The sequence below is a fragment of the Chryseobacterium luquanense genome (genome assembly GCF_026460945.1).
Taxonomy (GTDB): domain Bacteria; phylum Bacteroidota; class Bacteroidia; order Flavobacteriales; family Weeksellaceae; genus Chryseobacterium; species Chryseobacterium luquanense.
The window spans coordinates 227,245-242,966 of record NZ_JAOVZV010000003.1 but is presented as its reverse complement, the minus strand read 5'-3'; the positions used below and the strand labels follow the sequence as shown (position 1 = coordinate 242,966).

17 protein-coding genes are annotated in these 15,722 nt (G+C 31.5%); 14 read left to right on the top strand and 3 right to left on the bottom strand.

The window, feature by feature from the left end; translation table 11 throughout:
* Positions 1-65 precede the first annotated feature (65 nt).
* Positions 66-998 carry a LamG-like jellyroll fold domain-containing protein gene (locus OEA66_RS05395; RefSeq protein WP_267280425.1) on the bottom strand — a complete coding sequence of 311 codons (933 nt, stop codon included), beginning with the start codon at positions 996-998 and terminating at the stop codon, positions 66-68.
* Positions 999-1,485: 487 nt separating this feature from the next.
* Here OEA66_RS05395 and OEA66_RS05390 point away from each other — a divergent pair, with 487 nt between their 5' ends.
* The 7 genes from OEA66_RS05390 (at position 1,486) to OEA66_RS05360 (ending at position 7,497) form a co-directional block, all read left to right on the top strand.
* Complete coding sequence (locus tag OEA66_RS05390) at positions 1,486-2,160, top strand: HAD family hydrolase (RefSeq protein WP_267280424.1); 675 nt, start codon at positions 1,486-1,488, stop codon at positions 2,158-2,160.
* 2 nt (positions 2,161-2,162) lie between these two features.
* Positions 2,163-2,987 carry a phosphoribosyltransferase family protein gene (locus OEA66_RS05385; RefSeq protein WP_267280423.1) on the top strand — a complete coding sequence of 275 codons (825 nt, stop codon included), beginning with the start codon at positions 2,163-2,165 and terminating at the stop codon, positions 2,985-2,987.
* Entirely contained in the window at positions 2,977-3,531 is a 555-nt protein-coding gene (locus tag OEA66_RS05380) for a TerD family protein (protein ID WP_267280422.1), read from the top strand. Before OEA66_RS05385 ends, OEA66_RS05380 begins: the two co-directional genes overlap by 11 nt.
* An 8-nt stretch (positions 3,532-3,539) precedes the next feature.
* A complete protein-coding gene (locus tag OEA66_RS05375) occupies positions 3,540-4,706 on the top strand; it encodes a toxic anion resistance protein (protein ID WP_267280421.1) in 1,167 nt (388 codons plus the stop codon).
* Positions 4,707-4,721: 15 nt separating this feature from the next.
* Complete coding sequence (locus OEA66_RS05370) at positions 4,722-5,669, top strand: hypothetical protein (RefSeq protein WP_267280420.1); 948 nt, start codon at positions 4,722-4,724, stop codon at positions 5,667-5,669.
* Between the two features lie 76 nt (positions 5,670-5,745).
* A complete protein-coding gene (locus tag OEA66_RS05365; protein ID WP_267280419.1) occupies positions 5,746-6,357 on the top strand; it encodes a TerD family protein in 612 nt (203 codons plus the stop codon).
* A gap of 105 nt (positions 6,358-6,462) precedes the next feature.
* Positions 6,463-7,497 (top strand): TerC/Alx family metal homeostasis membrane protein, encoded by a 1,035-nt coding sequence (locus OEA66_RS05360; RefSeq protein ID WP_267280418.1) that lies wholly within the window; start codon positions 6,463-6,465, stop codon positions 7,495-7,497.
* Positions 7,498-7,645: 148 nt separating this feature from the next.
* On the opposite strand, the gene OEA66_RS05355 is transcribed toward OEA66_RS05360, so the two are convergent.
* Entirely contained in the window at positions 7,646-8,647 is a 1,002-nt protein-coding gene (locus tag OEA66_RS05355; protein WP_267280417.1) for a catalase family protein, read from the bottom strand.
* Positions 8,648-8,887: 240 nt separating this feature from the next.
* Between OEA66_RS05355 and bamJ the strand changes: the two genes are divergently transcribed.
* The 6 genes from bamJ to OEA66_RS05325 all read left to right on the top strand — a co-directional run bounded on the left by bamJ (position 8,888) and on the right by OEA66_RS05325 (position 13,064).
* A complete protein-coding gene (gene bamJ, locus OEA66_RS05350) occupies positions 8,888-9,322 on the top strand; it encodes a BamJ family beta-barrel-assembly machinery protein (protein WP_267280416.1) in 435 nt (144 codons plus the stop codon).
* 100 nt (positions 9,323-9,422) lie between these two features.
* Positions 9,423-10,373 (top strand): hypothetical protein, encoded by a 951-nt coding sequence (locus tag OEA66_RS05345; RefSeq protein WP_267280415.1) that lies wholly within the window; start codon positions 9,423-9,425, stop codon positions 10,371-10,373.
* Positions 10,374-10,586: 213 nt separating this feature from the next.
* Positions 10,587-11,165 (top strand): helix-turn-helix domain-containing protein, encoded by a 579-nt coding sequence (locus OEA66_RS05340; RefSeq protein WP_267280414.1) that lies wholly within the window; start codon positions 10,587-10,589, stop codon positions 11,163-11,165.
* An 86-nt stretch (positions 11,166-11,251) separates the two neighbouring features.
* Positions 11,252-11,740: a nuclear transport factor 2 family protein gene (locus tag OEA66_RS05335; RefSeq protein ID WP_267280413.1), complete on the top strand. Its 489-nt coding sequence runs from the start codon at positions 11,252-11,254 to the stop codon at positions 11,738-11,740.
* 153 nt (positions 11,741-11,893) lie between these two features.
* A complete protein-coding gene (locus OEA66_RS05330; protein ID WP_267280412.1) occupies positions 11,894-12,304 on the top strand; it encodes an Rrf2 family transcriptional regulator in 411 nt (136 codons plus the stop codon).
* Positions 12,305-12,410: 106 nt separating this feature from the next.
* A complete protein-coding gene (locus OEA66_RS05325) occupies positions 12,411-13,064 on the top strand; it encodes an NAD(P)-dependent oxidoreductase (protein WP_267280411.1) in 654 nt (217 codons plus the stop codon).
* Positions 13,065-13,216: 152 nt separating this feature from the next.
* Here OEA66_RS05325 and OEA66_RS05320 read toward each other — a convergent pair whose 3' ends face one another.
* Positions 13,217-14,233 carry a M23 family metallopeptidase gene (locus OEA66_RS05320; protein ID WP_267280410.1) on the bottom strand — a complete coding sequence of 339 codons (1,017 nt, stop codon included), beginning with the start codon at positions 14,231-14,233 and terminating at the stop codon, positions 13,217-13,219.
* 223 nt (positions 14,234-14,456) lie between these two features.
* Between OEA66_RS05320 and OEA66_RS05315 the strand changes: the two genes are divergently transcribed.
* Positions 14,457-15,497, top strand: coding sequence for an NAD(P)H-dependent glycerol-3-phosphate dehydrogenase (locus OEA66_RS05315; RefSeq protein WP_267280409.1), 1,041 nt, complete (start codon positions 14,457-14,459; stop codon positions 15,495-15,497).
* Positions 15,498-15,722: the final 225 nt, after the last annotated feature.

Genomic DNA, 15,722 nt, shown 5'->3' with positions numbered 1-15,722 from the left:
TTTAATGTTTTTTGAAAAGCAACACCATCTCAGATTTAATGAGACAGTATTGCTTTTAGATAGTATTATTTTTTAATAAATTTAAAACTTGAAATTCCTTCAATATCAAGGAAATAAGCTCCTTTATTTAATGAAGAAACATTAATTTTTGAATCATTGAATTCTCCGGAAAGTACAATTCTTCCGTTAATGTCAATAATTTTATAAGTGTTTTTACCTTTTAAAGGAATGTTTACAAATAAAATGTCACTCACAGGATTGGGAGCGATACTTACATTCGATTTTGTAGATTTTGTGTCGTTAGTTGAAAGCGTACTGTTGTATAATTGGCTGATTTCAGTTGTGGTAAGAACTCTGCTCCAAATTCCTACATCATCGATACTTGCCGCAATATAACCGCCGCCAATTGCTCTTCCAATATAGAAAGGCATTGCTGCTGATATGGATCCTGTATATGTATTAGTTGATGTCGATACCAAAGTTCCATTTTTGTAAAGCTGCATTGTTTGATTATTATAAACTGCAACAAAGTGTTCCCATGCTGTAGTAGAATAATTAGGTCCGTTTGCCCAGGTCCAGGATTCTCCCTGTTTGTTGGTTCCGAAAATAGTTTTTGTAGCATCACATTGAAGAAGCCAAATAAAATTTCCTGAAGTGTTTGAGCCGCTCATCATGGCTACGCCTTCAGAATTCCCGGTTTTTTTCATCCAAAACGAAATAGAATAAGTTCCGGCTTGTGCAAAATTATAAGATAATGATGATTTTGTAAGAAAAGCACTTGTTCCATTAAAGGAATATGCTGCGTTTGCAGTACCATTTCTGTCTGCAGTAAGTGTTGCTCCGGTTACCGTTAAGTCATTCGAATTACCACTGTAATCGATTGCACTGCCTGTAAACCCCCACCATGCTACTAATCCCGAAGCAGGAACATAGGTTGGTATTTGTGCTTTTGCGAATAAAGAAAATAGAACTGAAGATAGTAGAAAGATTCTTTTCATAAGTATTAATTTTTTAATGGTTTTTCAAATGTAGTTATAAGTTTTGAATATTTAGTAGTTATTACAATTTATTCATATATTATTTACTTAATAATTGGTTTTTATTTATTGATTTTAAGTTAAAATTGTTTAAATTATTATATTTTGTTTAAAAATAATTTCTATTCTGAATGATTTATTAGAAATTTATAATGATCGAAAGAAGAATTGTTTAATAATATTCTTAAAAAAATATCATTTATTTAAAATTATTTAATGTGGGTTGCTACAAGTGTGAAAATAATGACCATTCGAGAAATTTTAAATATGAAGATTTTTTTATTCACATTTAATAATATCTTAAAAAATCTTAAAAAAAAATCAAGATTGAATGAAAAATTTTATCTTTGAGAATAATTGATTTTTAAACACAAATTATGACAAAAAAAATTGTAACCTTAAAACCAATCTTTTTCAATAAAAGCTTAAACTATTAACTTAAATTATTTTGAAAACAGATATCGATATTCAAAACCATGATCATTTTTCTTTTGATCTATGGCTTACTTTAATAAAGTCTCATCCTGAATTTAAGACAAAAAGAGTTGAGCTTTTCTCATCATTTTTTGATGTTAAAAAACCGATTGAAGAAGTTGCTAAAACGGTGAAATATTATGATGATCTTTGTAATTCTATTAACGAAGTAATTGGCGGCAATGTTGACACTTTTGAAATCTATTTATTGATTTTAGGTTCGTTAAATATTGATCTAAAACAATTAAATAAAGATGTTTTAAATGAATTTTATCAAAAAAGTGAAGACTTGTTTTTAGAGTATAAACCTGTTGTTATTTTTAAGGAACTTCATCATTTTTTTGATGAAATTAAAAATCAAGGAAAAACAATTAATATTTTGAGCAACACTGGTTTTATCAAAGGAACTACAATGAGAAAATTTCTGATTGAGGAAAATCTTGATCAGTATATCGATTTTCATATTTATTCTGATGAAATAAAATGTTCGAAACCAAATCCTTTTGTTTTTCAGGAAGTGAAAAATCAAATTAAAAACAAAAATTTACAATTGGAAAAGATTTTGCATATCGGTGATAATCCGATTGCTGATTACAAAGGCGCAAAAGATTTCGGATTCAGTGCACACCTCTTAAAACACAAGATATAATTATGAACAAACGTTACAGTTTACATAAGATAGATTCCGCAGACGATTTTACATTTTCGCCTGCAGAATACAGTTATTTCAAATATGGCGACAAATTTTATGCTGAGAAGTTTGCAAAAGAACTTTTTGACGGTTTTATTTCTAGTCATCCTGAAATTTTAGATACAGAAAAAGAAATTGTTGTTCTGCCGAGTCCTTACATGGCAATCCCTACAGCTTCGAATTTTCTTTGTTTTTATTTTAAAAAACACCTTGATTTTTATCTTTTTCAAAAAGGAAAAAAGTCGAGTATTATTTCAAAAATCAACAGAAATCATACGTACACAACAGATTACGGAAATCTAAGTTTTGAAGATCGCAAAAATCTGATTGCCAATGATACTTATTATCTTGACAAAGATTTTTTAAGAGAAAAGCTCTGCATTTTTATCGATGATATTAAAATCACGGGAAGCCATGAATTTACCGTGAATAAAATATTGAATCAATATGCTGTAAACGCAGATTTTCTTTTTATGTATTATGCTGAATTAACGAATTTTGATATTGATCCGAAGATTGAAAATTTCTTTAATTATTACACAGTAAAAGATGTGAAAGACGTGGCAGAAGTAATGTCTAAAGAAAGTTTTCAGTTCAATACAAGAATCGTAAAGTATATTTTGGGCTTAGATTCAAGTAATTTTGATTATCTTACGTCTAAAATAAAAAAACAACATACAGATGACTTAATTGAGCTTGCAATTAGCAACAATTATCATTTAATAAAAGAATATAAAAATAACATAAACACTTTAACACAAACAGAAATCTATTATGGCAATTAACTTACAGAAAGGACAAAGAGAAAATATAAACGCACCAAAATTTACTGTTGGTTTAGGTTGGGATACTAACAACACTTCAACAGGAGGTGCTTTCGATCTTGATGCATCACTTTTTTTATTGGGTGATAACAAAAGATTGGTTTCAGATAATCATTTTATTTTTTATAATAACCTTGAATCTCCGGACAAAGCAGTGATTCACTCTGGTGATAATTTAACTGGAGATGGTGATGGTGACGATGAGCAAATTAAAATTGATTTAACTAAAATTGATGCTGCAATTAAAGAAATTTCGGTTGTAGTAACCATTCACGATGCTGAAACAAGAAGACAAAACTTTGGACAAGTAAGAAATTCTTTCATCAGAATTTTTAATACAGATACCAATGAAGAAATTTTGAAGTATGAATTAGATGAAGATTTCTCTATCGAAACTGCCGTAGAATTTGGAAGAATCTACAATAGAAACGGAGAATGGAAATTTGAAGCGGTAGGAAGCGGACAAAGAGATGGTCTTGAGAAATTTGTATCAATGTATCAATAATCAATAGTATGGATAATCAGAATAACCCAAACGATCCACTGGGATCAATTGAACCACTGAAAAGTTTTGATCCGACACCATCTATGAGTCAATCTCTTCAACCTGATCCGGCAGCTCCTGCAGTTTTAATGGATAGAGACGGAAATGTAAATTTAAATCAAATTCAGGATGCAGATCGTGCAAAGTACGAGATGGTTGCCAATGCAATCGACGAAACAAATCCCGGATCTATCGTTAATTTCGGTTCAGAATTACAGAAAACTCTTGCTAATCAGAGTGATAGTTTCTTAGGGAATGTAAGAAGATCAAATTCTGGTGAGGTAGGAGAGTTGATTAATAATTTATTGATTGAGCTAAATTATGTGGATGTTGACGAAATCAATAATGGTGGAGTAAAAGGTTTTTTAAGTAAAATTCCTTTTATGAAAAAAATGTTGACGCAGGTTGATAATCTTTTCGCTAAATACGATAAAATCACCAGCAATATTGACCAGATTTCGCATAAAGTAAATGCAGGAATCATTACTTCAACGAAAGATAATGCAGTTTTACAAACTATTTTCGATAGCAACGTCAATTCAATTAAAGCAATTGAAGATTTGGTGATTGCCGGAAATCTTAGAATGGAAAAAGCGGCTGTGGAATTAGCTCAAATGGAAGCGAATGTTCAAAACTTTGCAGATTATCAAATCGCTGATAAAAGAGATTTTATCAACAGATTAGATAGAAGATTGGCAGATTTGAAGGTTGTTCGTTTAATTATGATGCAGTCTCTTCCGCAAATCAGATTGGTGCAGAATAACAATGTTTCAATTGCTGAAAAGGCACAGACTATTCTTACAACAACTTTACCGGTTTGGAAAAATCAGCTTTCTTTGGCGGTTGCAATGCACAGACAACAGCAGAATATCGAGATTCAGCAGAAGGTTTCGCAAACAACTGAAGATATCTTAAGAAAAAATGCAGAACGTTTGGGGCAAAATTCAAGAAATGTAGCGAGAGCAAACGAACAGACTATTGTTTCGGCTGAAACGTTGAAAGAAACGACTGCAATGTTGATCAACACGTTGAATGAAGTAAAACAGATTCAGAAACAGGGTACAGAAAGCAGAAGAAAACTAGATCAGGATCTTCAGACTTTAGAACACGAATTAAAAGCAAACATCAGAGGTTAATAAGAGGGTAAAAAGGTGAATGAGGAGGTTGCAATCATAATGTCTCAAAGCAAAAGAAGATTAACAAGGCTTAAACTTCTCGCTAATTTCTTTGAAAATGTTGATATCATTGCGATTTATATCAAAACAGATATTATACATAATTTATTTAATGAAAATCAGACATTAGATTTCAATAAACTTGAGCTTTTTCATCTGCAATATACCGACAGCTTAATAGAATTGCTGACCAAAATAAAAAAGAAAAAGGAAAACGATTTGTTGGCTGTCATCAACGAAATTAATATCAACAACCGATATATTGCTTCTTTCGAAGAAAAAAAGAACGATAGTTTTGAAACCGACAGAAAAATTTACAGCGGAATTTTCTCTGAACATTTAAGAAACCTGTACAAAGATCTTACAGAAAACAGAGCGATGCTGAACTGGAATGATGTGTTGTATTTCCACAAAAAATATGCTGCTGAATTTTACAGATCAGATTTTGACGAAGATATATTAAAGCCTAATTCTGTTCCGTTTTATCAATATCAGGATTACTGTATTGAAAGAAAATTGTTGGGGAAGCTTAATATTCAGAATTTTAAAGTTCGTTTTGTTTGTGGTTATCGAGTTGAAAGAGATGAGTATGAATTGTTTAAAATTTTTCAGTCAGATGAGCATTTTGTCTTTAATGTTGAAGAAAAGAAAATGTATTTGATCGATGACGAAGATTTAGAATCATTAAATACAGATGAAAATGAATCAAACCAGCTTTCAATTATCAATCAACTAAAAAGAAAGAATGAAGATTTGGAAGAAACGATGGAGTTTAGAAAAAAATCACTTTCTGAAGATGTTGAGTTGGTTTTAAAAGATTATCTCAGAAATCTCGAAAACATTGATATTATGAGCAAAATATTTGATGTAAACGAAGAAACAAACATTCTTCGCGCAATGCTTAATTTAAATATAAATAATTAAAAAAGTGAATGGTCAATTGTGAAATGTGAATTTTACGATCAATCATTTAAATTAGAACAAAAAACAAAATATAATAATGGCTATTAACTTACAAAAAGGTCAAAGAATAAACCTTACGAAAGAAAACGGAACGACACTTTCCCAAGCTTGCGTAGGAATCAATTGGGGAGCAATCGAAAAGAAAAGTTTCTTCGGTGGAACTTCAAAAGAAGCTGTAGACTTAGATGGAAGCTGTATTTTATACGATTCCAACAAAAATATGACTGAAGTTATTTATTTCGGAAACCTAAAATCTAAAAATGCTTCTGTAAGACACAGCGGTGATGATTTAACTGGAGACGTAAATGGAGATGACGGGTTGGATAATGAAGTGATAACAGTTGATTTCTCTAATCTTGATGCGAATGTAGAGCATGTTGCGATGGTTTTACACAGCTACAAAGGTCAGGATTTTGGAACTATTCCTTTTGCTTCAATCAGAATTTATGAAGGAACTCCTACCAACGTAAGAGAAGTTTTTGCAAAATATGACATTGCGAATGATAAATCTTTCAGCGGTCATGTTTCAATGGTTATGGGTGTTTTCTACAAGAGAAATGGTGAATGGAAATTCAATGCAATCGGAGATGCTACTTCAGATAAAAAATTAGAACAGACCGTAAAAACTGTTCAGGAAAAATATTTGTAAAATCATACCATAATGTCTGAAATTGTATTATTTTAGACACTCAATAATAAGCAATAGCTGTATATTTACGGCTATTGCTTTTATCATATAATAAACAAAATTAAAGTGGAACAACATCAAAGTATTTTAGAGCTGCACCCTGGTTTGGTGTGGGGATTTGCGGTCACGGTTGTGATCATGCTACTTCTCGATTTAGGAGTTTTCAATAAAAAAAGCCATGAAGTTTCTTCAAAAGAAGCTACGATTTGGTCTGTGGTATGGATTTCCTTATCGATGATTTTTTCGGGAGTTGTATACTGGGTTTTCAATACCGATGGAACTCCGGAAAGTCATAGTTTAGCTGTAGAGAAATTTACTCAATATCAAGCGGCTTACTGGATTGAGAAAGCGCTTTCCGTAGATAATCTCTTCGTATTTATCTTGGTTTTTGGATTCTTTAAAGTGCCGAAATTCTTGCATCATAAAGTTTTATTCTGGGGAATCATAGGAGCTTTAATTTTCAGGGCAATCTTTATTTTTGCAGGAGTTGAATTGATTGATTTAACGTATTTACCTGAGATGAATATCTTCGGTCACGCTGTAAGAATCAACGTTGTAATGACGCTTTTTGGGTTATTCTTAATTTATGCAGGAATCAAATCTTGGGGTGACGGTGGTGACGATGACGATGAAGATTATAGCGATACAGCAGGTGCAAAATTGATCAAAAGTTTCTGGAAAGTTTCAGATAATTACGTTGGGGATAAATTTTTCACTGTACAGAATGGAGTAAAAATGGCAACACCATTATTGGTTGTTGTTGCGGTAATTGAATTTACAGATGTACTTTTTGCAGTAGATTCTATTCCGGCGATTTTTGCGATTTCAAATGATCCGTTTATCCTTTATACGTCGAATATTTTTGCTATTTTAGGATTAAGATCTTTATATTTCTTGTTGGCGAATTTCATTCATATGTTCAGCAAATTGCCTTATGGTTTAGCGATTATTTTAGCATTTATTGGTGTCAAAATGTTAATTGCACCTTGGTATCACATTACATCTCCGGTTTCATTAGGAATTGTAGGTGGAGTTTTGGTGCTTTCGGTACTTATTTCAATCATGTTTCCGGATAAGAAAGATGATGAAGTAAAAGAATAACTAATAATAAAATTAATATAGAAAGGCTTTACAGATCGTAAAGCTTTTTTTATTTCTAAAATTTCATCAGTTTAAAATTGACAATTCACTTGCGAAGCAAAATTCACCATTCACATTTCTAACAACCATCAACCAAAAACAATCAACATCACTTATATTTCAACAATTTATTAATCTTCTTCCTAGTCTGAAGCGAAACTTTATAAGCTTCATCTCTCAATTTCTGAATTTTTCCTACAGGTTGGAAAATTTCTGCACTTTCAAAAGGGTTAAATGACAACAATTCATTCTCGCAATTACTTGGATTAAGCAATGAATTCTTGTCAATTTTTATTTCTCCGATTTTAATGAAAGGAGAGTTTTTCCATTCTACATTGAGTTTATTAATGGGCTGATCTTTTAAATCATAACAAAACTGAATAAAGACATCTGCTAAATAATCCTGAGTTCGACAAAAATTTTCGACCGATTCTTTCACTGAATTTCTTCTGCCGAAATTTTTCTGAACGTTTCTAGGACTAATTTTAATTTTAATCATTTTGTCATCAAAACGATACGCTCCAACAGAATGATAATCAAAAGAGAGCATGAAATTGTTCTTAGTTAGAATAAATTTCCACACATTTTTTAGGAACGAAGTATTTAATGTTGAAGGAATAACTTTGTAAATCTGTTTTAATAAAGGAATTAAATTACTCCATTTTTTTAGAAAAAATCGATTTAAAGAAGTGAAAAGTTTTAGGAATATAGAAACAGAATTCACCGGAAATAATGGAAAATTCACCAAAGGATAATTGGAAATCGTTCTTCCTGACTCGTCTTTTATTTTAATCGAAAAGCCATACGCTGGAATATCTCTTTTGTTTTTGTTTATTTTTAAATGAGCATTAGACAATCTTGCAATGATTTCGTATTTCTCGCTATCGAAAACATATTTTAAATCTCCCGGAATATCTTTATTAATGATAAATTCACCTTTTAAAACTGCATAAGTTTTGGCGTGCGCATTTCTCGTTGCATAATTAACGTCACTTATTGAAGATGAATACTCTACAAAATCGGCAATACTTTTTTTTGTTTCTTCTAGAAGTTGTTTCTCTTCATAGCTCAATTTTTCAAAGTTCTTATTATATCTTAGCGGATTCGGCATATAGTTTTTAAAAGTCAATGATAACGCCAAGTTTTTAATTCTAGGTTACGAGAATATTAAACATTTTTTAAGGTTTATTGTGTTGTAAATGGAAGCTTTGTAAAATTCTGAGAGTCTGATAATTGGAAATAGCCATTAAAGCCAATTAATTATTTGTAAACCTAGTTTTAGAATTTAATTTCCTATATTCCATTACTAATTGCTCATAATAATGTAAACCTTATCTTTGTAAAAAAAATTATGGGAGTAGCAGATTTGTTATTTAAGAAAAAGAAGGAATTGGCAGAGAAAAACCTGAAAGATGGTCAGGAATATATGTTTGAGTATGGTAAAAGAGAAAGTGTAGTTCAGTTACCAAGCGGATTGCAGTATGAAATTATCACTGAAGGAAACGGCGCAAAACCAGGTCCTAAATCAACTGTAAAATGCCATTATCACGGAACTACAATTGCCGGAAAAGTTTTCGACAGCTCTGTAAAAAGAGGAACTCCGGCTTCATTTCCTTTAAATAAGGTAATTAAAGGTTGGACAGAAGCTTTACAATTAATGCCTGTCGGAAGTAAGTGGAGATTAATTATTCCACCTCATTTGGCTTACGGAGATCAGCAAATCAGTAAAGAAATCGGACCAAATTCTACGTTGGTTTTTCAGGTGGAATTGTTGGAGATTAAATAATTTTATCCTTAAAAATAAATTAAAATTCATCTGTTTTCAGGTGAATTTTTTTATTTGTGCTATCTTAGTATTTGTTGGTAATTTTTTAATTAGTTTTTGAATGAAAAAAATATATTTTTTTTGTACTGCTTTTATTCTGATGACTTCGTGTGTTTCAAAGAAAAATCAGACCATCAAACAAAATATTCTGACTTTGAGAGACAGCTATTGTAAAGCGCCTTTCAAGTATAATTATGAAGAAAAACTGCCTTCATACAATTCAGATTCTATTATTTCGGCCAACCGACAATTAAAAACTATTTTTTCTGATCAGAGTATTTTGGTTTTAAATGCTTTGGATAATTTGGATGAAGTGAATGAAATTATGAAGCTTAAAAAAGATTCTTCTTTAAGTTCCCAAGTCAAAGTTTTGCAGTTGAAAATGAAAATCAACAGCAAAATTACCATCGCTTTGACTGAATTGGATGCCGTTGCAGCAGAATTTGACTGTGAAGGTGAACGTGTTGCTCAAATCGGAAATTATGTTGATAATTTAAATGATTCCCGAAATAATAAACTTATTTTATATTCAATTGCAGCCGGAGCCGTTGCTTCAATTGCGGGTGGAATTGTGAAAGATGATGCTTGGAGCAGTGCAATTGATATTACCGGAGGAGCTTTAGGAGCTGGTTTTGGTTTGGCAACTTTAAATCCGAAAGGTAAAAAAGTAGAATTTATCCATCAAAGAAATTTATTGAGAGACATTTGGCATGAAAAATTAGAGTCTCCCAATTTTCCACCTTTTATTTGGTATATGTACAGTGAGAAAAGGTTTTCCAACAAAGAAAAGCATTCTATTATTTCGAGTATGAAAGAAAGATGGTTGCATTACCAGTTTGACGATGATAAAAATGCAGCAGATCAGTCGGTAATTTTCAAAGATGGAGGTCTCTATAGAGCCGATGATCTTCATAATCGTGCTGCAATGCTCAATCAAATGCAGTCGGCAACTCGTACAATTAATCAGACGATTAATTATCTGCTTTTAGATTTAGATAAATTGATTTTATAATTTTGAATATCATTTTCTAAACTTCAACTTTGATGTTAAGAAGTCTTTGTGATCTTATTTAAGTACAACGCCTTTGTGTAGCATAAAAACTGTTAGTAGTCAAAAAAACTTTGTGAACTTTGCGTTTAAATAAATTTTTATGCTATTAAATTTTTAAGCATATTGATTAATAGAGATTTGAATCTGTAATTTTGCTTTAATCTATTTTAAAGAATGTCTGAATTAAAAAAAATCAGAGAACAACAAAATCTGACTCAGGAAGAATTAGCCGAAAAATCTGGAATTTCTGTAAGAACGATTCAAAGAATTGAAGCAGGAACCAGCCCAAAAGGGTATACACTAAAAACTCTGGCTGCAACTCTGGAGATTAGTGAAAAAGATTTATTAATTCCGATTCTTTCTGTGGAAGAAATAAGTAATGGTATTGACGAAAAAGTTCAAGAAGTAGAAAATAAAGATGATATTAATTACAGTTTAGTCAAAATTATTAATCTCTCATCGATACCTTTTGCGTGGTTTCCAATCGTTAATTTTTTGTTGCCATTATCGATCATGTTATTTACAAAACAGAAATCTCAAATTGTAAAACAGATTATTTCTCTCCAGATATTTTTAGCCATTATTTCTCCGATAATCTTCATGATTGTGGCTTTATTAAAGTTAGGTTCAACCTCCGTTATGTTGACAATGATTGCTTTAACTTTGATAAATGTTTTTATTATTTTGAGAAATGCTTACGAAATTGATAAACAGCAACGCCTGTGTTATAGGTTGGATTTCAGTATTATATAAGTTTAAAAGTTAATTGTCGGGTTTTTGTCGGGCTTATTTTTTGAATTAAATTTGATTTATTCTGAATCTTTGTGAAAAATAATTCAATGACAAAAAATCTTAACATCAGTGTTTTTATTCTCTTCTTTTTCTTTGGAAGTTTAAGTGCTCAAATAGAAAGAAATTCCCCATTATTTTTAGAATTGAAAAAGGAAGACAGTATTTTTTTCGAACGTGGATTTAATAATTGTGATATTGCTTTTTTAGAAAAGAAAATGGATGATAATTTGAAATTCTATCATGACAACGGAGGTTTTCAGGATAAGAAACTATTCATGGAAAGAACAAAACAAAATATTTGTTCAAATCCGAACCAAAAACCAATTCGTAAAGTTGTTGAAAGTAGTTTGGAAGTTTTTCCTTTGTACGATAACGGCATTTTGTATGGAGCAATACAAACTGGAGAGCATCAATTTTTTATTCGTGAAAAAAACAAAAAAGATATTTTGGGTGGTCATGCTAAATTCACAACAGTCTGGACAAAAAAAGAGGGCAATTGGATTATGAGTGAAGTTCTTAGCTATAACCATAAATAATAAATGATCTGAATATTACGACTTTCATATTTAAAAATTTAATAAAAAATTTAGTTCAATAATTTTCTGGAATTAATTACAATTATATAATTTTTTTAATTGTAATTAATTCTGTTACAATTAAAATATTTGTATATTTGCAGAGTAATTACGATGAACAATACAAGATTTGCCACGGCAATACATATTATGACTTTATTGGCGGAAAGTCCGCAAGATTGGCTCACTTCCGAATGGATGGCGGGGAGTATTAATATTAATCCTGTGATTGTTCGTAAAGAAATTGGTATTTTAAAAGAAGCAGGTTTAATTATTAGCAGACAAGGGAAAGTAGGAGGGACTCAGTTGGCAAAAAGCTCAGATTTAATAACTATTTCTGATATTTATTTAGCGGTGAAAAATACTGAAGTTTTAGGTAAAAGAAACAATAACCCGAATCCTGTTTGTACTGTAGGGAGAAATATCAACAGTCATCTCAATGTTTTGTTTGGCGAAACAGATCAACTGGTTCTAAAATTTTTAGGAAATAAAACTTTAAAAGAGTTTACAGAACAGTTTACATAAAAATTTTTTAATCTAAAATGTAACAAAAATTATTACAATTTAAATAAAATAGTATCAAATGAAACCGAAAGGTTTGTGAATTCATTGAAAAATAAATAAAAAAAGTATGAACAAAAAAGTAGCAGTAATCGGAGCAACCGGTTTTGTGGGAACACAAGTCGTAAAAGAATTATCAAACAGAGGTTTTGAAGTAGAAGCAATCGTAAGAGACGCTTCAAAAGTAAATGAAACAGAAAATGTAAAAGCAAAAAGTATCGACATAAATAATGTTGAAGATCTAGCAGAAGCTTTAAAAGGAAACGATGCGGTAATCAATACATTCAATGCAGGATGGACGAATCCTAATCTTTATAATGATTTCTTAAACGGATCAATCAATATCGAAAAAGCTGTTGAAAAATCGGGTGTAAAAAGATTCATTACGGTTGGTGGAGCAGGAAGTTTGTTTATCGACGGAAATCAATTGGTTGACGGACCTGATTTTCCTGCGGATATCAAACCAGGTGCAACTGCAGCAAGAGATTATTTGAATAAAATTAAGGAAAATACAACATTAGATTGGACATTCTTTAGCCCAGCAATTGAAATGCATCAAGGAACTGCAGGAATCAGAACTGGAAAATACAGAACTGCTCTTGAAAATCCTGTTTTTAATGAAGAGGGAAGAAGTGTACTTTCTGTAGAAGATGTTGCCGTTGTTTTGGTTGATGAATTGGAACAGAATAATCATATTCGTGAAAGATTTACTGCAGCTTATTAATTTGATGTTTTGCTTTGAACTTTTAAAGAGCAATGAAGTGGTGGAATTCTAAGTATCTGGTAAACTCGATGAAAATGGTTCAAATAATAAGATAGTCAAAAAAGCTTCGGCGGCACCAAAGGTGCCGCCGAAGCTTTTTACTAACAATTAAATTATAAATTCATAAACAATTTAGGGTTCACAGGCGAATTGTTTTTATGCACTTCATAATGCAAATGTGGTCCTGTAGAACGTCCTGAGTTTCCTGATTTTGCGATAACTTGTCCAACTTTCACTTTTTCATTGGTTCTTGCAACCAGTTGCGAAAGATGTCCGTAAAGTGTTGCCAAGCCATTTCCGTGGGAAACAATTACGCAATTTCCGTAACCGCCTTTCTGCCCAGAAAAAATCACAGTTCCGGCTGCAGTTGCTACAACATCAGATCCGAAAGCTACGGCAATATCCAAACCTTTGTGAAACTGCATCTGATCAGCTTCTGCAGGAGCATTATTCTTTTCAGTTGGAACTTTAGACGCAACTGCATTTTTTGCAGTTGAATTTACCGGAGCAGAAACTGCTGTACTCGCAGTTTTTGGAGTGACCATTACTTTTACTTCCCTTTTATTTCCGTAGCTGTCGGTTACTTCAATGATTTTTTCTACCGGTACAGCTTTTACTTCAGGCTTAGAAGTAGCTGCTACAACATTTGCATTTGACTCTGCAATTGGTTTTACAGAAGCAAAAACCGTTTTAAAAGGAATAGGATTTTTTCTGATTCCGAAATTTGACGAAATATAACCTTCAGTCGGCATTCCCAAAGGAACCTGCATTAGTTTTTCCTGAAGATTCATCAGATATTCACTGTATCTGTTTGATTGTTTTGCCAGATAAATTGAGTTTGAGATACTGTCATTATCAAGAACCATTAGTTTTTCGTTCTTAATATCTTTTGATTTCAAAAAAGAATTGAGTTGTGAAACTGTTTGATCTACTAAACCTAGATCGGTTTTCATTTTCAGATAATCAACGCTGTCTTTTTCTGTATTAATTTTTACCAAATTTACTTCATAGTTTCTGTTGTCTTTTTCCGAAAACAATTTGGCAATGAAAATACTTTGTGCAAAAACGACAAGTGAAAGTCCCCCAATCAGGACTGTTACTTTCTTTTTGCTTCCTAAAAATTTCTTCATTTTTCTTTCTCTTAGAATTTAAAAAAGGTTTTAAGGGTGCAAATTTAGTTAAAAATAAACTTTTGGCATTATTCTTAACGAAAATTTATAAATACTTCTAATAAACGGTCTTTTAATTGTTTAATTGTGTGAGAATGTTAAATTTTAAAAATAAGGTTGATAATTTGATGGCATAATTTCTGATATTTCTTTGTTTTAATATATTTGCACATCAATTTCAATTATGGCGAAAAAGAAAATCAGCTCAGATTCTTCAACTGCAAAAAATACCAAAAACGATGTCAAAGTAGGCGTTGTGGGTAGCGGAAGTTTTGCAACGGCAATCGTAAAAATGCTTGTTGAAAACTGTAAAACCGTACATTGGTGCGTGAGAAATGAGTTTGTAAAAGGAGCAATTGAACTTCGAGGACACAATCCTACCTATCTTACAGCAGTAAATTTTAATCTTAAAAATTTAAAACTGACAACAGATGTTAACGAGCTCGTTACAGCTTGTGATATTGTTGTTTTGGCAACTCCATCTATTTATCTTTCCGATACTTTAGATAAAATGAATTGCGACTATAAAGATAAAATTTTCGTTTCTGCAATTAAGGGGATTATTCCTAAAGTGAACGATGTGGTTGCACATTATTTGAAAGAAGAATTTCAGATTGGTTTTAGAAATCAAGCAGTAATTGCAGGACCTTGTCACGCAGAAGAGGTGGCGATGGAAAGACTTTCTTATCTTACCGTTGCAACTGTTGAAGACGAAACTTCTCAAAAATTGGTAGATATTTTCAATTCAGATTTTATAAAAGTACAGTCAAGTAAAGATATTTTAGGAAACGAGTATAGTGCAATACTAAAAAATATTTTCGCCATTGGAGCCGGAATTGCAAGCGGTTTAGGTTACGGAGACAACTTTACTGCGGTTTTCGTTTCAAATGCCATCCGTGAGATGGAAATTTTCCTTGAAGCTATTTATGAAGCACCTAGAGATGTCAACGAAAGTGCTTATTTGGGAGATTTGCTCGTTACGGCATATTCATTATTTTCAAGAAACAGAAACTTAGGAAATTTAATTGGAAAAGGTTATACGGTAAAATCCGCGATCCAGTCGATGAACATGATTGCGGAAGGATATTACGCAGCAGATTCCATTTATAAAACATCTAAAGAAAAAGGCTTAAAACTTCCTATTATCGATACCATTTACGGAATCTTATACGAAGGAAAAAATGCCGAAAAACAGTTTAAAAAACTGACAACAAAGCTTGATTAATAGTTAAAATATTATCATAATTCATTCTTAAAACTGTTTGAATAAAAAGCTAACTAAGCAAAATTAAAAAGCAGGCGAGCTTTTCAAAATTGCAGGCCTGCTTTTTCTAAAAGCTCTCGTGGATTTGTGTAAATCGACGGGAGCTTTTATTATAATCCTTTCGAGGATTTCATTTGATCGTTTAAATTGCCCCATTTATTATATTTTTTTTCTTAAACTCACAGT